The sequence below is a fragment of the Parahaliea maris genome (assembly GCF_008064665.1).
GTDB lineage: Bacteria > Pseudomonadota > Gammaproteobacteria > Pseudomonadales > Halieaceae > Parahaliea > Parahaliea maris.
Genome location: NZ_VRZA01000005.1, coordinates 361,184 through 377,941, shown reverse-complemented (window position 1 = coordinate 377,941; position 16,758 = coordinate 361,184). Strand labels below are relative to the sequence as shown.

Sequence of the window (16,758 nt, the reverse complement as noted above, 5' to 3'; positions counted from 1 at the left end):
CGAACTGTTAAACAGTTCGCGTTGCCGCTAACTGATACGAAATTGATTCACCCCGCCCCGCCCGGCTGCCCGGTCTGCTGCGCGTTATGAAGGGCATCGTGCCGGGCGACGACGGCGGCCACTGTCTGCACCTTCAGGCCGGTGGTGGCCCGAGGCAGGCTGGTGGCCAGCACCTCGCTTCCCGCCGTCAATTGACCCGCCTGTACCAGGACTTCGAGGCCGCCGTCGGCCTTGCTGCGCTGGCCGACCGGATTGACCTCCAGGGCCCGCAGCCGCTCGTTCTCGATCAGGAAAATGCGACGGTTGTCGTACAGGCTCTGGATCGGCAGGGCAATCGCTTCATCGACTGGCGGCAGCACCAGACGCAGTGCTACGGCGCGGCCAAGTTCCAGGTTGTTGTCATCGGCTGGCAGGCTGAACAGGCCGTCTACACCGCTGCGGCCGGTTCCCACTGCGGCGGCCAGGGTGTCCAGTGACAGCGCTGCGTCGCTGTTGTCGGCGTAGGCCTCCAGTGATTGCCCCGCGTTGAGCGCTTGTTTGATAGTGTCGAGGTTGGCCGCCGGCAGGGAGGCGCGGATCCGCAGGGCGCCGGTGTCATAGAGCGACAGCAGGGGAGAGCCCGTGTCCACCCGGTCGCCAGGGGCCACGGTGACTGCCGAGATCCGTCCATCGAAGGGTGCGTAAACGCTGGTGTCCTCGAGACGCAGCTCGCTGTCGTCACGCTGGGCCCTGGCGCGGTTTACGGCCGCCTCGGCACGGGCCAGTCGCTGCGGGTGTTTCTCGACCCGGGCCTGCTGCCGCGCCAGTTCGATGCCCTGCCGCGCGACCTCCTGCAGGGTATTTTCCATGTGTTCCGTGGCGATGAGCTGGCGCTGGTTGAGCCCTTTCAGGCGTTCCGCCTTGGCGCTGGTCAGGTTGTACAGCTCTTCCATATGGGCGAGCACCCGCTTCTCCGCGCGAATGTCCGCCTGCAGAGAGGCAAAGGCCGACTCGGCATCCGCCAGGTTGGCTTCGGCCTGCTCCAGCGCCAGGCTGGCGTGCTCGCGATCCAGGCTGACCAGCAGCTGGCCCCGGCTCACCCGGTCACCTTCCCGTACATGCACGCTCAACACATCGCCGCTGCCGTCACTGCGCAGGGCTGCGTGATGGGGGCTTTCCACCCGACCGAACAGCATCAGCTCCGGGGACAGGCTGGCTGTTGCCACTGCCACCGCGCTGACCGGCCACACCTTTTCCTCGACTTTTGGCTCGGGGGGCTGTGGTGCGGTGGCGAGCAGGGCGAAGGTGGCGAGCCCGGCGCTGCCGAGAATCATCAGCAGTACGCGATTTTTACGGCTGGGGCGGGGCAGGTAGTCGGCGAGGCGGCGGCCCCACTGCCTGAATGTACCGGTATTCATGAGTTTGCTCCTGCAAGGCCGGTGTCAGCGGTGTGGTGGTGTTTTGCCTGCCGGCGCCGTGCCAGGCGCCGGGACAGGCTCTCCAGCAGTGACAGTACCGCCGGAATCGTGAACAGAATCAGGGTGGAGCCATACAGCAGGCCGAAGCAGATGGCGACCGCGAGGGGTGCCATGACCTGGCCGATCGGCGAGCTCTCCAGCATCATCGGCACCAGCCCGAAGGCGGTGGTCAGCGACGTCAGTACCACCGGCCGCAGGCGCTCGCGGCAGGCTCTCAGGAGCGCCTCGTCCACCTGCTGGCCGGCCTCCCGGTTCGCCTTGTAGGCGTTGATGAGGATGATGGAGTCGTTGACGATGACCCCGGTCAGGGTAAACAGGCCCATGATGGCCATGGCCCCGAGATTGAGTCCCAGTAATTGCAGTCCGGCGAGGGCGCCGGTGAGCCCCAGGGGAATGGCCAGCATGACGGCCAGCGGCCAGCTCCAGGAGGCGAAGATCCATGCCAGGATCAGGTAGATCAACACCAGCCCGATCACAGCTCCCAGCAGCATGTCCTGGAAGACAGCGGCTTCCTCGGCGGAGCGCTCGCCCAGGCCGTAGGTCACGCCGTAGCGCTGGGTGATGTCGGGAATGACGTTTTCTTCCAGCTCGGCGATCACCGCCATTGGGGTGTTCTGCTTGCGGTCGACGCTGCCGTAGACATTGATGACCTGGCGGGCATCGCGGTGGTTGATGCGCTCGATGCCGCGCCGGGTGCTGACCTCCGCTACGCTCGACAGGGGCAGCACTTCACCCGCGGGGGTGCTCACCGGCAGCTGGGCGATGGTGGCCAGGTCGAAACGCTCGGCGGCGGGCAGCGACAGGCGAACTTCCAGTTCTGCCCGGTCCTCGGTGAAGATCTGCAGGCGGTAGCCTTCATAGGCGGCGTGCAACTGGCGGCCGATGTCGGCGGTGGTGAGGCCGGCGGCGCGGCCCTCGGTGGTGAGGCTGAAGACCCACTGTTCCTTGCCGTAGGGCAGGTCGTCGAAGATGTTGTTCACTCCGGGTACCCGTGCCAGGTGGCTTGCAAGCTCCTCCGCGGCGGCTTTCAGGCTCTCCACGTCGGCCCCCGAAAAGTACAGCTGCAGGTCGGGCCAGTTGTCCTCGCCGTTGCTGAAGTGCAGGGTTTCCACCCAGGGGCTCGGGGTAATGCGCTCCTGCCAGGCTGCGGAGAACTCGGCCAGGCTTACGTCGCGCTCGTTCGGTGGCACCAGTTCCACCCAGATTGCCGCGTATTGCGGTCCGGTTCTCGATTGCTGCTCCAGGTGCGCCCAGTTGCGCTGGGGTACGTGGGTCACGATCACTTCTCCGCCGAACTGCTCGTTGGTGGCCAGCAGTGCCCGCTCCATGTCGTCGAGTACGGCCTGTTTATCCTGCTCGGTGGCGCCAGCGGCAAACTGCAGATAGGCGTCGGCAAACTCGAAGTCGAGGCTGATATTCAGCTCCGGTTTCACCCGGCCACTGGCCAGCAGGCTCAGCGCGACTACAAAGGCTCCCAGGGACAGGGCCAGTACCGCCCGGCGATTGCCCAGGGCGCGCAGTAACAGTGGGCTGAACACGTCGTCCCGGAACCAGGCGAAACGGCGGTCGAAGGCCGCGCGGAAGCGCGCTGGCTTGCGCTGTTTCTGCATGGCCTGGAAGCTGTGGCGCAGGTGCCCGGGCATGATCAGGAAACATTCCACCAGGGAGGCAATGATCACGCAGACCATCAACAGGGGTATTTCGCGGATAAAGGGTTCGTCCAGCACGATAAGCGGCAGGAACGCCGCCAGCGTGGTCAACGACGACGCCATGACCGGCGCGAACATGTGCTGGGCACCGTCTGCGGCTGCCTGCTCCGGGCTGGCGCCAGACTCGAACCGGGACAGGGCGTGTTCTCCCACCACAATGGCGTCATCCACCACAATGCCCAGCGCCATCACGGCACCGACCAGGCTGATGAAGTTGATGGAACCCCCGAGGAAGTGGAACACGGCCAGGGCGCCGAGAAAGGAGACCGGAATCCCTGCGGTGACCCAGCCCGCCACCCGGGCGTTGAGGAACAGGTAGAGGGTGGCGATCACCAGTATCAGGCCGCCGAGGCCGTTGTTGAACACCAGCATCAGGGTCTCTTTGGCAAAGCGCCAGGCCTCCAGCCAGATGACGCTTTCGATGCCCTGCTCCTTCAGCTTGTCGTGGTTCTCGGCGTACCACTGGTGGAGAATGTCGGCCTCATCCATGATGTCGGAACCGGCAGCCCGACGCAGGATCAGGGTGATGGCCGGCTTGCCCTGATATTGCAGATGGCGCTGGTTGTCGCGCTGGCGGCGCTCGATGTCGGCGATGTCCCCCAGGCGCAGCAGCGGACCCTCGGACCCGGTGGTGAGGGGCAGTTCGCTGAAGCCCTGGGCGCTGCGACGCTGCTCCAGGCTGCGCAGTTTGCGCTCCAGCTGGCCGCTGCCGGCGCTGCCGGCGGGCACGTCGGCGCTGTTGTCGAGTATCCGGCGGGCGATTTCACTGAGGGGCATACCGAGGGCGAACAGGGTCTTGCTGTCCACCTGGATAGCAATTTCCTCCTCGGGCACCCCGCGGAATTCCACCTGGTCGACGCCGCGCGCCAGCAACTGGCTCTCGATATCCCGGGCCAGGGGAGCCAGCTCCTCCAGTGAGTCGGTGCCGGCCAGGAGCAGGGCGGCTACGGTTTCCAGGCGCTCGGCAGTTTTCACTACCGGGGTTTCCATATCAGCGGGCAGGTCGCGGGTCTGGGCCACCTGTTGCTTGACCCGGTCGGTGGCCAGCCCCATGTCGGTGCCGCGTTCGAACTCCAGGCGGATGTTGCTGTGACTCTCCACGGTGGTGGAGGTGAGGCTTTTCAGGTTTTGCAGGCTGCGCAGCTGGTACTCCACCGGCTGGGTAATCAACTGCTCGACGTCTTCCGCCGCGGCCCCGGGCCAGCTGATGTCGACACTGACGCTATGACTGGGCTGGGGCGGGTTGAGTTGCACAGTGAGCTGACGCAGGCCCCAGATACCGGCCAGCACCAGCATCACCATCAACAGGTTCGCGGCCAGCGGGTGGCGGGTAAAGGTATCGATCAGGTAATGGGCGTTAGTGTCCCGATCGGTTGCTGGCGTTGCCATGGAATAATCCCCTGCAGGTGTTATACATGGATATAACACCCCATCACTGGCTCCTTACAAGGAAGGTGCGGGGAGTTGAGTGGTTTTTGCGATGAATGGGGGAGAGGGGAGGCAGCGGGGGTCAATCGTTGCCGCATCGCGTTCTGGCGCCGAGGCCGGTTTCCGCGCCGGGCAGGTTCGTCATTGGGAGGACACCGGGTTCAGCAACCGAGCCGGGCCTGTATCAGGCGGCGCAAATGCGCTACCACCGGTTCGGGTAGAGTGTCGACCTACCATTTGGTAAGTAGCAGTTGGAGGCAACACCATGGACAAGCAGACACAGGTTGAATTGCTGGACGAACTGGTTCAGCTGCACCAGAGCAAGTCGCCCTTTCTGGACGAGCACTGGGTGAAAGTCGACAGTGATCGCTACACCTCGGGGAAGGTGTTCGACCGGGAGCGCGAACGCATCCACCGCGGCCTGCCGCAGATTGCAGCCCATGTTTCTGCACTGGCGGAGCCGGGGGCTTTCGTGACTGTCGAGGTGGTGGGTTCGCCCCTGTTGCTCACCCGTGACGAGCAAGGTGACGTGCGCGCCTTCTACAATGTCTGCCGGCATCGCGGTGCACAACTGGTGCCCGAGGCCGCGGGTTGCAAGCACCGCTTCAGCTGCCCCTACCATGCCTGGACCTGGAACAACGCCGGCGACCTGATCGCCGTTCCCCACGAAAAGAGCGGTTTCCCCGGCCTGGAGCGCGCTGAACACGGGCTGCATTCAGTGCCCTGTGAGGTGCATGCCGGATGGATCTGGGTGAACCTGGCGGAGGGGGCCGAAACCGTTGATGTGGCCGCCCACCTGGGCGAGATGGCGGCGGATATGGAGGCAATGCAGGCGCAGGATCACGTCGTGTTCGACTGTGTCACCCTTGACATTCCGGCCAACTGGAAGCTCCTGGTGGAGGGCGGGTTGGAGGCCTACCATTTTCGCGTGGCTCACCGTAACACCATTGCGCCGCTGTTCCTGGACAACCTGTCTTCCTACCGCTGCTTTGGCCCGCACATGCGCTCTATCCTGCCCCGGGCCACGCTGCCGGGTATCAGGGAGCAGGCCGCCAGCGACTGGTCCCTCGGTGAACATGCCAACGTGCTCTACACCGTCTTTGCCACCGCCCAGTTCCTGGTGCAGGAGGACCACTTTATCTGGATCCAGAGCAAGCCACTGGATGCCGGCAATACGCGGCTGGTGCTGTCGACGATGGTTCCCGTCGAAGCCAACACCCCGGAGCGCCAGGCTTACTGGAAAAAGAACCACGAACTCACCCTGGTGACACTGATCGAAGACTTCGACCTGGCCGAGGGCATTCAGCGCGGATTCAGTAGCGGCGTTCGGCAGCCCCTGAACTTCGGCCGCTTCGAGGGGGCGCTGGAGGCGTTCAACCGCACGGTGGACGGGTACCTTGCCTGAGGCAAAACGCGACAGTCTGAAGCGGGGCGTTCACCCCTCAACGCCAGCGGCCCTGGCCAGTTCCAGTTCGCCGTCGCAGGTGATCAGTTCCTACCGGGCGGCCTTCAGCAGTTGCTCGCGGGTGCCTTTCCTGCCGGTTCGTTGACGGGCCTGTTCTGCCGCCAATTCAGAGGCCCTCCAGCAGTCGCTTGGGGTGCATGCCATTGACCATGCCTATAAATGGTGGATGTATCGAATAACCCAGCATTCTGCGGATGTCTTCCGACACTTCCTTGTGCAGCGCCTGCGACGACTCCCCCGGCAGAATGTTGATGAACTGCAACTGCGACAACTAGTAGCCCTTGTCTACGCTGTGACTGTCACTCAGCATCGGGGAAGATCGAGCGTCCCCGCCCTGATCGAGCCTCTTGCACAGGCCGGCAAATATCGACCCGGTAATGTTGAGCCAGATGCTGAAAACAGCCCCTGGCATGGCGCTGGCGGGTGTAAAAAACTTTACCGCCAGGGCGGTGGCAAGCCCTGAGTTCTGCATCCCCACCTCGATGGCTACTGTGCGGCACACGGTCTCATCGTAACGAAGCAGGCGGGCCGCACCATAGCCAAGCATGAGACCAGATACATTGTGTGCGAGTGTTGCCAGCAGCACGAGGAGGCCGGCTGTCTCAAACAGGATCGCATTCATCCCGACCACGATGGCAATGATGGAAAGTATGGCGAGCACGGAAGCGGGTGCGAGATATTGCTGCACCGCATTGACTGCCCGGGGAAACATCCAAACCAGGGTTACGCCTGTCGCAACCGGCACGAGAATGATTCGGAACAGGCTCAACAGCATGTCTGTCACCGGGACTTCGACCGTTGTGCCGACAAGCGTTTGCAAGAGCAGCGGAGTCAGTACCGCACCCAGCAACGTCGAGCAGGCAGTCATGCTGACGGACAGAGCCAGATTCCCGCCGGCGATGTAGGTCATGACATTGGAGGATGTACCGCCTGCCACACAGCCAACCAGTAACAGGCCCAGCGTGAGCTCGTTGTCGAGTTGCAACAGGCTGGCAATAAGCAAGGCCATAACAGGCATGACACTGAACTGCAGCACCACACCCAGTAGCAATGCAGATCGGCATTCCCTCAAGGCAATGAAATCACGAGGCCGAAGGTTCAGGCCCATGCACAGCATCACCAGAGTCAACAGGGGGACGATCAGATCTCCGGAGTGCTGCAATAATGGCGCACAGGCATAACCCAGGCCGGCGGCCACGGGTGCCCAGAGGGCGAATAGTCTTACCAGCATATTCCTGATTCCCGTCAAAATGGGATGAACGGTTATTGTTATTTCACAGGTCGAACACTACCCCCGGATTGAGCATATTGGCGGGGTCGAGTGCGCGTTTGAGTGTCTTCATCAACTGTACTTCAGCCGCAGACCGTGAGTGCTCCAGCCAACCCTTCTTTTCCCTGCCAATGCCGTGTTCGGCCGATACCGATCCACCGTAGTCCGAGAGCGGTGAGTACACGCAGCTGTCCACATCGACGTGCAACTGTGAACCAGCAGCATTTGGGGTGATAAAAAGGTGCAAGTTGCCATCTGCGATATGCCCCAGTACCTGGCAGCACCCTTCTGGCCAGGATTGTGATACCGCTGTCTGAACTCTCTCGATGTATTCCTGCATGTGGCGAATCGGCAGGCTCACATCGTACAGGAAGGTCGGCTGGTGGATTGTTATCGCTTCGAAGTCCTCCCGGACGTTCCATAGAGAAGTGCGCTCTGCTTCAGACTTGGGCAGTACCGCGTCGACGACCGAGCCGGACTCAAGTTCACGTTGAAGTAAAGCGAGAAAGCGTTCGCTATCCCGTTCGACATCGACTCCGCGGCTTTCCAGAATGACATAGAATGGATGAATTCGATCCAGCGGTGGACGGTGCCACCCCGGCGCTGTTACAGCACGATAGTAGTCACCCCACATGACCTCATAGGCGCAAAGATTGTCTCCCAGTTCCGACTGTGCCTGTGACAGCAGGTGACAAACTGCCGCAAAATCCGGTAAGGCAACCAGCGCAGTATCGAGGCTGGTAGAGGCTCGTCGCAGGCGCAATACGACGCGTGTAACTACACCGAGCGTACCCTCGCTACCGATGAACAGCTGTTTAAGGTCATATCCGGCATTGTTTTTCAGCATCTGGTTCATGGCTGAAATGACGGTTCCGTCCGCGAGCACGGCCTCCACACCGAGTACGAGGTCCCGCATCATGCCGTGGCGAATAACGTTGATACCCCCGGCATTGGTGGAGACATTGCCCCCAATGGTACAGGAGCCGCGAGCCCCGAGATCCAGGGGAAAGGCCAGTCCGTGACCTGCGACCTCCTCCTGTACTGTTTGCAAAATCGCACCGGCCTGTACGGTCGCGGTACGACCTATGGGGTCGATATCTTCCACAGCATTCATGCGCTCAAGGGAAAGTATTACCTGATCGGAAGAGACCTCAACACCGTTGACGCAGCCTGTCAGGCCACCGTGAGTGATGACATGAGCGCCCTGACCGTGGCAGATGGCCAGAACCGCGCTGACCTCCGCGGTGCTTCGGGGGCGCAGAAGCACGCGGGCTCTGAGGGGCGAACTGTCCCAGTAGCTGCACGCCCGTGAGGAGATTTCGCCGCTGCTGAGTACGCCGTCGTCTCCGAGGACTTCTCGCAACTTGTTGATTAGATCGTCCATCTAGAACTCCCATTTCACCCGAATGCCGTATCGGCCTTTATTGCCTGGAATGCCCAGACTTGAGACCAGTGGGGCAGGCAGGCCGGCACGCTGCAACAGTGACTGATCGATATAGGATTCGAAGTACTCTTCATCCAGGATGTTTTTTCCAAACAGCGCCAGTTCGAAACCGCGATGACGATAGGCGATAAAACTGTCCAAAAGGTAATAGGCCTCTAGCGTTGGCGAAAAGGTTTCACTCAGGCTGGAACCTTCCCGCTCGCCTTTTGCCGTAACGCTGAGATTGAAGGTCAGCGTATCGCTGCCGACGGGGAGGATATAGTTGCCGGCCAGATAATAGTTCCAGTCCGGGACGAACAGGATTTTATCTGTAGGCAGTGAGAAACCTGTGGTTTGCTCGAACTGGCTGTCATCTGTAATACGTGCGTGCAGCAGGGTCAGGCTGGCGTCAAATTGCCAGCGGTCGGAGGGTGTATAGTGTGCCTCTGCCTCAAGGCCATAGGTCTCTACATCCCCTGCGTTGAGGTCGATTGTGACAAAACTGTCGGGTATGTCCTGATTGGGTGCAATGGCATTTTGACCAATGAAGTCCGAGTAGTCGTTATAAAAAACCGCCAGATTCACTGCCAGGCTCTCATCCAGATGCTGCGACTTGCTACCGACTTCATAGGTCCAGACAGAGTCTCCGTCGTAAATCAGATTGGGGGCTCCCGGGCCATTCTGGCCGCCGGAGCGGAAGCCGCGCGCCACCGAAGCGTAGGTCATGAAGCCGTCGTTCCAGAACTTGGTAAGAGAGACGCGGGGTTGCCATTCGTTCGCTTTGTACTTGTCGGCAGTGCTGGCTGATAAGGCGTCCAATTCCTGGCGGTCGTAGCGTATGCCCGCGGACAGTTCGAGGCTATCGCTCAGGTTGTAGAAGACGTTGGCAAAGACGCCAATGGCGTCGCTTTCTGATTCCGCAACACTCGGGACGGTAATACCGATGGGCACAATCGTTGTGAGGGTGGTTGCTTCAGAAGAGGAGTCGTTGAGAAACACGCCCACCAGGGTCGACGTCTCCTCGGACCATTGGGTGTCGAATCGAAATTCGAGTGTGCTGGTTTCCAGCAGGCTGTCGCCCTGACGCCGGACGAAGTCAACCGGGCCATAATCACCGTCGGTTTTTCCATCCATCTCGCGTCGGTAGTACGCGGCGGTGACCGTGGCAGTCGTGTCCAGGGAAGGGATCTCGAATTCCCCGGAGATGTCGGCGCTTTCATAGGTATAGGTGGCGATGCTGTTGATGTTCGACAATGCGCTGTATCGATAGTCCTCCGGGCCGTCCACCCAGCGATACGGTGTCGAACCACCCTCTACCTCGTCGTAGCGCAGGTTGAGCTTGAACTTGGTGTTCTCTCCGGGCGTATAAATGACCGTGGCGTTCGCGCTATCCTGGTCCAGTGGGTTGCCTTCCCCGCCTGCCAGTTCGTTTTCCATGAAACCGTCATGGCTGTGAAAGGCAGCGCCGACCCGGGCCAGCAGCACGTCCGTGATCAGCGGCCCACCGATGCTAAGGGATGCCGAGGAGAAGTCATCGGGTCCGGCATAACTTGCGCTGGCGCTGCCCTCAAACTCCTGCCCCGGTTCACGCGTGATGACGTTCACGGCGCCGCCCAGGGTGTTGTTGCCGAACAGGGTGCCCTGCGGTCCGCGCAGGACCTCGACGCGGGCAACGTCCAGTAGCGGGCTATGCAGGTAGGACGTATTCGGCTGGTAGATACCATCGATAAAAATTCCTACCCCGGGTTGCACAGTATCAATCAGCGTGGTGCCGACACCGCGAATAGAAATAAAAGCCCTGCCCACGGAATCCGAGTTGATATTGATCCCGGGACTGTAAGCCGCGACGTCCTTCACTGCGTAGAGTTGCAGAGAATTGAGCTGGTCTGCCCCGAGGGCGGTGACGGCCACGGGAACTTCGTTCAGCGATTCATCGCGGCGTCTCGCGCTGACGATGACTTCTTCGATTGTCGTCGCAGAGTGCGTACTGCCTTGATCCTGTGCCTGGGCGTTTCCAGTGGTCGTCACAGCAAGCGTAACGACAGCGACGTACAACGGAAGCGGGGATGCGTATCGGCAAGTTTTCATAATTATGTCCTCGATTAACGCGTTGGTTGGGTAGGGATGAGTGCGCGAGGCTACCGGGGCGGCATCTCGCAGGTGAAATTGCTGGCGTCAGCGGGATCGCCTTCGCCTACGTAGCTGGCGAACCGCGGGTATTTGCAGAGTGGGCGAGAGAGCTTTTCCTCGTCCTCGCTACCCGCCTTGCGCGCCACCAGTTGTTGCTGTGAAGGTGCTATGCCGTGTTCTACCCAGCGGTCGAGAGCGGCCATGAGATCGACCTCGTCAGCCCCCGTTCCCCCCCAGCAGTGGCCGACACCGGGTGCCAGAAATAACTCTACCGTTTCTTCGGCTACCTTCGAGCCTATGGATTTCGAGACAGCGTTGAAGTAGGCAATGGTGTCCAGCGGGCTGACCGAGGTGTCTTGCAGGCCGTTCCACAGGATTAACTTGCCCCCGCCCTCATGCAGCGGTGCCAGGTTCGGGTCGAAAGCATTGAACTGTTGTTCGAGCTCAAGAAGCCTGGGCAGGTAATTCCCGGGATTCCAGTTCCAGGTATCAGTACTTTCGTCACCTGTGACGAAGGAGCGAACGAATCCCTCGGAAAACAGCATCTGTATGGAATAGCCAGTGAGATTTGGCCAGATGTACTCACCCCATCCCTTGTCACTGTTCTCGCCTCCATACAGGTATCCGGGATGCTGGAGTGTTGAGTCGGGGAGTGTGTAGGGGGTGGTAATCGCGCGGAGGAGTTTTACTTGCCGCGCCTGCAGGCAGTTACGGCCATCATTGCCGTCCTCGCTACAGGCGAGTACTGCTGGATCAAAATCACAGTACTGCGGCAGACTGATGATGTTGTCGTCTAAACCATCACTGGCATCGCAGTGTGCGAGGACTGCCTCCTGTAAAAGTTGTCGCTGGTGTTTATCCAGCGCGAGGTCTCCATTGCGTATCAGCGAACCGATCCGGTTGAATTGCAGGAACAGGCCGAGAATATTCCCTGCAGGCGCCCGGGCGATAATGCCGTCAAAATCGTCGGGGTAGCGCTGAGCCAGGATCAGGGCGTCGTGTCCGCCCATGGAACAGCCCTCGAAATAACTGTGTGTCGGAATCTGGCCAAACCATTCTTCGACGACGGTAAGGGCGTGGGGCAGTACCCGATGCTCCGAGCGATACATGAAGTCCGCCAGCATTTCCGGGTCGCGCGCGAACTCGGCTCTGAAATAGGCCAGAGGGTTGAGCGAATCCGGCTTGTCGTGACCACCGTTTGAGGACGCCAGGGCGTAGTGCTCTTCCAGAATGGAGGGACTGAGTACCAACTTGAACGCGTCGTCCAGCAGTTCCCCATCGAATCCCCCGCCACCGATAAATGCCAGTTTTCCGTTCCAGTCGCTGGTCGGTAGCCAGACGTTGAACCGCAAGGGGGAGTTGTCAATGGAAGCGGTCAGGACGCAGTAGGAGCGTCCGCCGGTCGGCCCGGTGTTCACCAGTTCCGATTCAACCTGGGCCAGCCCCTGCGCGCTGAGCTCGTCAGGCAATAACCGACAGGTTTCAGCGGCGCCGTTCGCCGCGGCCCCGCTTCCGGGAGCAGAGCGGGAACAAGCTGCCAGAATCAGACAGACCAGGAGGAGGGCAGTGCGGTGCACTGCGTTGTCCAGGGCTGCTTTTATACCGTGTTGCATTTTTGGCCCTCAGATCATCAAACCGTGACAATCGTAGGACGCACCCTAAAGGTAATAATGGTTTGTGTCAACCTGTATTATAGGTTTGGGATTCAATGAGTGATATGTAGGATTGAGGCTTACGTCGGCACTGGTTATCATGCCTTCACCTGCTGCACAGCCTCTGATAGTCGTCGCATCGAGATTGCAATGAACAAAGCCGTTTCCCGCCGCCCGGAATCGCCTCAACCACAGACCATGGTCCAGTCCGTCATCGCGGATGTGCTTCGCCACATCCATGAGCGACAACTCAAAGTGGGTGACACGGTGCCGAGTGAGGGCGAGTTCGGTCAGCAGCTGGGTGTCTCGCGGACGGTCATGCGTGAAGCGTTCAAAGCGCTCGCCGCCATGAATATTATCGAGGTGCATGCTGGCCGAAAGGCGCGTGTCAAGGCCTTTGACAGCACCTTGATGGCGTTGACACTGAGCCATGGTCTGCATACGGAACAGCTGACCGTGCAGCAGCTTTGGGACGTGAGGCGTTCCATGGAAATGCGCACGGTTGTATTGGCCTGCATGCACCGCAGTGAAGCAGTGGCCGCGGCACTGCTGGAGCTGACGGAGAGAATGCGTGCCACACATAATGACGTGGCAGCCATGACGGAACACGATATTGCCTTTCACGAAGAAATTGCCAAGGCCACTCGAAATCCGCTGTTTCCCGTACTGGTTTCTTCGTTAACCCAGGCGATGCGTGAGACCAACCCGATTGTGTGGCGCTCCCGTACCCGTAGCGAAGAGCAGTTGAAAGTGGTGGACTGGCACCGGGATATCGCTGAAGCCATTCGTGACCAGGACCCCGGGCGCGCAATGGAGGCCATGTCGCTACACTTCGATGAAGCCCTCCGGGGTCTGGTGCTCTCCGGTTTCAACTGAGTACAGGTGCCCCTTCCGACTGGAACCATCCCGTAGTGGGAAGAGTTAAACCGCGCCGGCTGCCCCGTGATGGGGCTGGTGTTATAGTCCCGGCACACTCATTCGCCCACCATCCGCGCTAACGTGCGCGAGAGAACGGAATGCCTGCATGACAGCTTTTGACAAACCCGCCGCACTGCTCGGCACGGAAGGTACTCAACTCGGACACACTGACTGGATAGAAGTCACCCAGCAGCGCATCGACCAGTTTGCCGACGCCACTGGCGACCACCAGTGGATTCACGTCGACCCGGTGAAGGCGGCCGACGGTCCCTTCGGCAAGACGATAGCCCATGGCTATCTCACCCTGTCCCTGGCCAACCTTTTCCTGCCGCAAGTGCTCAAGGTCGAGAACTTCTCCATGGGAGTTAACTACGGCTGCGAAAAGGTTCGCTTCCCGGCGCCGGTGCCGGTAGGCAGCCGCCTGCGGGGCGTTGGCGAGGTGGTCGGCACCGAAGAGGTAAAAGGGGGAGTGCAGGTGGTGGTGCGGATGACGATCGAGGTTGAAGGTGGTGAGCGGCCGGCTTGCGTGGTCGACACGATCAGCCGCTTTTTTCCCTGATACTTCCCGGAACTGAGGGAGCACCCCATGATCGAGACCAGCGATGAGATAACGCCCGTCTACCCCGCCGCCACCGTGATCCTGATGCGCGATACCGAGGAAGGGCCCGAGGTGCTCCTGGTGCAGCGCAGCAAGGCAGTGCGGCATATGGGAGGCCAGTGGGTGTTCCCGGGTGGCCGCGTCGATCCCGAGGATGCGCCGGAGAACGGCGACAGCTACCTGAGCGCTGTCAACGCCGCTATTCGCGAAACCCGCGAGGAGGCGGGGTTGGTGATCGACGCGGATCAGCTGGAATATCTGTCCCACTGGACTACGCCCGAGGGCGCGAAAAAGCGTTTCGCCACTTGGTTTTTCCTCGCCATTCTGGAAGATGACCAGGAAGTCGAGGTAGACGGCGGGGAGATCGCCCTGCATCGCTGGGTGTCCCCGGCAGCGGCCTTGCGGGAAATCGATGACCCGGACAACCCCTTCAACCTGATGCCGCCTACCTTCGTCAGCCTGGTAGACCTGGCGTCCCACACCAGTTGCGCGGCAGCACGCAGCACTGTGCGCCAGCGCGACGCCCTGATGTACGCACCCAACATGGTGTTCATTGAAGGCGGCATCTGTTTCCTGTATGAAGGCGATGCGGGCTACGGTACCGGCGACGAAACTGCGTCGGGGCCCAGGCACCGTACTTATATGGTCAACCAGCGGCTGGAGTACATACGTGACGCCCAGTGAGCTGCCAGAACCGATAACAGACCGGGGAGCTTATGGGGGAAGAACAGGGACAGATGGGGGGAGCGTTGGGGCGGCGTACCCTGCTGAAAGGATTGGCTGGCGTCGCAGGGGCTGGCCTCACGACCGGTGGCTCTGCAGCGGTACTCACCCGTAGCGAAATCGACGGCTGGGACCTCGGCACCGAGGTACTGGTGGCCGGCTCTGGCGCAGCGGGGGTAAGTGCTGCCCTGGAGGCCCGTCGTGCGGGCGCGGCGGTATTGCTGATCGAATCCCTGCCGCGGCTGGGTGGCTCCTCGGCCATGTCCGGCGGCGTGGTGTACGCCGGTGGCGGCACCGCGCTGCAGCGGGCGTTGAACATCGAGGACAGCGCCGAGGCCATGTACGACTTCATCGTCGCGGCCGGCGGCCGCCACCCCCAGCTTGAAAAAATCCGACTGTACTGTGAATCCAGCCCGGAACACTTCGACTGGCTGATCGAGCAAGGCGTTCCCTACAGCATCAAGTTTACCGAAGCCAAGGGCCTGCCCTTTGGCGATGAATCGCTCTACTACTCGGGTAACGAACTGGCGTGGCCGGCCGTGGAGGCGGCGCTCCCCGCGCCGCGCGGGCATGTGCCGGGGGTGCCCGGCATGAACGGCGGGCGCACCCTGATGGAAGCGCTGCTGGCGCAGTTGCAAAAATCCGGCGCCGGTACCCGCACCGGTCTCGCCGGACGTCAGCTGGTGGTAGAGAGCGACGGCCGGGTGGCGGGCATGGTGGTGGAGGACACTGCCGGCAAGCGCCTGCGCATTCGCGCCAGTCGCGGTGTGGTGCTGGCCTGTGGTGGATTCATCCACAATCGGGACATGCTGCGCCGCTACGCGCCGGAGCTCTATGACTGTTCCGTGCCCTGGGGGAACGCCGGTGACCAGGGCGACGGGATCAATATGGGGATTGCCGCCGGGGCCGAAGCGTTGCGAATGCACCAGGGCTTCGCCATTGCCCCCGTGTACCCGCCTGATAACGTGTTGTCCGGTATTGTGGTCAACCAGTTTGGCCAGCGCTTTATCGCTGAGGATTCCTATCACGGGGTGCTGGGCGACGCCATTGCCTTCCGGCAGCAGGGCAGGGCCTACCTGGTGACGGATGACCAGAGCAGCTACAAGGCGCAGCAGGATAATTTCCCGCTGCTGGCCGAGGGCAACACCCTGGGCGACGTGGCGGCGCGAGCCGGTTTCCCGCAGGGCGCCCTGCAGCATACAGCGGCCTACTACAACCGTTTTGCCGGCTCTGGTCGCGACCCCCTGTTCCACAAGAGCCACCGTTACCTGCGCCCCCTGCAGGGTCCGCCCTACCGGGTCTGGGACCTGTCGGTGAACCGGGCCTTCTTTCCCGCCCACACTTTTGGCGGCCTGCACACTGACGTGGACGGCCGGGTGATCGGCAGCTCCGGAGAGGCCATACCGGGGCTGTTTGCCGCTGGACGGACCGTGGCGGGGCTACCCACCGCACCCTATATCGCCAGTGGCCTGTCAGTGGGAGACTGCACTTTCTTCGGCCGGCGCAGTGGTGTGGCTGTGGCGCAGATGGAGGTAATGGCATGAGATTTCGACTGTTATTTTGTAGCCTGATCTGCTGGTTGGGGGTGGCGGTCGCCGTCCCGGCCCAGGAAGCGACTGGTGACGCCTCCGGGCTCACCGGCGACCCCGAGCGGGGGAGGCTGGTGTTCGGCCCCTGCCGTACCTGCCATTACCCCGACCCGGCGATGGGGCACAACAATGGCCCCAACCTGTACCGCATCTTTGGCAGGGTGGCGGGCAAACAGGAAGGTTTCGAGTATTATTCGGACACGTTCAAAAAGGCGGAATTCGTCTGGACCCCGCAGCTGCTCGACCTTTGGCTGGCCAACCCCGGGGCGATGTTCCCGGGCTCAACCATGATGAGCCTGGGGGTGCCGGAGCCCCAGCGCCGGGCAGACCTGATAGCCTACCTGAAGCAGGCGTCGGTGCGCGCCGGTGACCCGAATCTGGAGAGTGAGGATTGAA

Annotated in this window: 13 protein-coding genes; 6 read left to right on the top strand and 7 right to left on the bottom strand. The window is 61.4% G+C overall.

Going from position 1 to position 16,758, the window contains the following annotated elements:
- Positions 1 to 47: 47 nt before the first annotated feature.
- The gene (locus tag FV139_RS15565; RefSeq protein ID WP_148069375.1) at positions 48 to 1,397 is read right to left on the bottom strand and encodes an efflux RND transporter periplasmic adaptor subunit; all 1,350 of its coding nucleotides are present in this window, start codon (positions 1,395 to 1,397) and stop codon (positions 48 to 50) included.
- On the bottom strand, positions 1,394 to 4,555 hold the full coding sequence (locus tag FV139_RS15560; protein ID WP_148069374.1) for an efflux RND transporter permease subunit: 3,162 nt from the start codon (positions 4,553 to 4,555) through the stop codon (positions 1,394 to 1,396). Before FV139_RS15560 ends, FV139_RS15565 begins: the two co-directional genes overlap by 4 nt.
- Before the next feature lie 304 nt (positions 4,556 to 4,859).
- Between FV139_RS15560 and FV139_RS15555 the strand changes: the two genes are divergently transcribed.
- On the top strand, positions 4,860 to 5,999 hold the full coding sequence (locus FV139_RS15555; protein ID WP_148069373.1) for an aromatic ring-hydroxylating oxygenase subunit alpha: 1,140 nt from the start codon (positions 4,860 to 4,862) through the stop codon (positions 5,997 to 5,999).
- A gap of 166 nt (positions 6,000 to 6,165) precedes the next feature.
- Here the strand turns inward: FV139_RS15555 and FV139_RS21245 are convergent, their stop codons facing one another.
- The 5 genes from FV139_RS21245 to FV139_RS15530 all read right to left on the bottom strand — a co-directional run bounded on the left by FV139_RS21245 (position 6,166) and on the right by FV139_RS15530 (position 12,351).
- Entirely contained in the window at positions 6,166 to 6,330 is a 165-nt protein-coding gene (locus FV139_RS21245) for a hypothetical protein (protein WP_235898672.1), read from the bottom strand.
- Complete coding sequence (locus FV139_RS15545; RefSeq protein ID WP_235898671.1) at positions 6,331 to 7,257, bottom strand: bile acid:sodium symporter family protein; 927 nt, start codon at positions 7,255 to 7,257, stop codon at positions 6,331 to 6,333.
- Between the two features lie 76 nt (positions 7,258 to 7,333).
- Positions 7,334 to 8,713 (bottom strand): FAD-binding oxidoreductase, encoded by a 1,380-nt coding sequence (locus FV139_RS15540; RefSeq protein WP_148069372.1) that lies wholly within the window; start codon positions 8,711 to 8,713, stop codon positions 7,334 to 7,336.
- On the bottom strand, positions 8,714 to 10,840 hold the full coding sequence (locus FV139_RS15535; protein WP_148069371.1) for a TonB-dependent receptor: 2,127 nt from the start codon (positions 10,838 to 10,840) through the stop codon (positions 8,714 to 8,716).
- 50 nt (positions 10,841 to 10,890) lie between these two features.
- Complete coding sequence (locus FV139_RS15530; RefSeq protein WP_187276577.1) at positions 10,891 to 12,351, bottom strand: tannase/feruloyl esterase family alpha/beta hydrolase; 1,461 nt, start codon at positions 12,349 to 12,351, stop codon at positions 10,891 to 10,893.
- Positions 12,352 to 12,684: 333 nt separating this feature from the next.
- Here FV139_RS15530 and FV139_RS15525 point away from each other — a divergent pair, with 333 nt between their 5' ends.
- From FV139_RS15525 to FV139_RS15505, 5 genes are all read left to right on the top strand, one after another.
- Positions 12,685 to 13,410 (top strand): FadR/GntR family transcriptional regulator, encoded by a 726-nt coding sequence (locus FV139_RS15525; protein ID WP_148069369.1) that lies wholly within the window; start codon positions 12,685 to 12,687, stop codon positions 13,408 to 13,410.
- A gap of 148 nt (positions 13,411 to 13,558) precedes the next feature.
- The gene (locus FV139_RS15520) at positions 13,559 to 14,011 is read left to right on the top strand and encodes a MaoC family dehydratase (RefSeq protein WP_148069368.1); all 453 of its coding nucleotides are present in this window, start codon (positions 13,559 to 13,561) and stop codon (positions 14,009 to 14,011) included.
- 27 nt (positions 14,012 to 14,038) lie between these two features.
- The gene (locus FV139_RS15515; protein ID WP_148069367.1) at positions 14,039 to 14,734 is read left to right on the top strand and encodes an NUDIX hydrolase; all 696 of its coding nucleotides are present in this window, start codon (positions 14,039 to 14,041) and stop codon (positions 14,732 to 14,734) included.
- Positions 14,735 to 14,766: 32 nt separating this feature from the next.
- On the top strand, positions 14,767 to 16,317 hold the full coding sequence (locus FV139_RS15510) for an FAD-dependent oxidoreductase (RefSeq protein WP_148069366.1): 1,551 nt from the start codon (positions 14,767 to 14,769) through the stop codon (positions 16,315 to 16,317).
- Entirely contained in the window at positions 16,314 to 16,757 is a 444-nt protein-coding gene (locus FV139_RS15505) for a c-type cytochrome (RefSeq protein WP_187276576.1), read from the top strand. Before FV139_RS15510 ends, FV139_RS15505 begins: the two co-directional genes overlap by 4 nt.
- Position 16,758 lies beyond the last annotated feature (1 nt).

What these genes read in the sequence shown, in the direction of transcription:
- FV139_RS15565 (WP_148069375.1), bottom strand. Translation starts at nt 1,397, where the DNA reads ATGAATACCGGTACATTCAGGCAGTGGGGCCGCCGCCTCGCCGACTAC.
- FV139_RS15560 (WP_148069374.1), bottom strand. Translation starts at nt 4,555, where the DNA reads ATGGCAACGCCAGCAACCGATCGGGACACTAACGCCCATTACCTGATC.
- FV139_RS15555 (WP_148069373.1), top strand. Translation starts at nt 4,860, where the DNA reads ATGGACAAGCAGACACAGGTTGAATTGCTGGACGAACTGGTTCAGCTG.
- FV139_RS15540 (WP_148069372.1), bottom strand. Translation starts at nt 8,713, where the DNA reads ATGGACGATCTAATCAACAAGTTGCGAGAAGTCCTCGGAGACGACGGC.
- FV139_RS15535 (WP_148069371.1), bottom strand. Translation starts at nt 10,840, where the DNA reads ATGAAAACTTGCCGATACGCATCCCCGCTTCCGTTGTACGTCGCTGTC.
- FV139_RS15525 (WP_148069369.1), top strand. Translation starts at nt 12,685, where the DNA reads ATGAACAAAGCCGTTTCCCGCCGCCCGGAATCGCCTCAACCACAGACC.
- FV139_RS15520 (WP_148069368.1), top strand. Translation starts at nt 13,559, where the DNA reads ATGACAGCTTTTGACAAACCCGCCGCACTGCTCGGCACGGAAGGTACT.
- FV139_RS15515 (WP_148069367.1), top strand. Translation starts at nt 14,039, where the DNA reads ATGATCGAGACCAGCGATGAGATAACGCCCGTCTACCCCGCCGCCACC.
- FV139_RS15510 (WP_148069366.1), top strand. Translation starts at nt 14,767, where the DNA reads ATGGGGGAAGAACAGGGACAGATGGGGGGAGCGTTGGGGCGGCGTACC.
- FV139_RS15505 (WP_187276576.1), top strand. Translation starts at nt 16,314, where the DNA reads ATGAGATTTCGACTGTTATTTTGTAGCCTGATCTGCTGGTTGGGGGTG.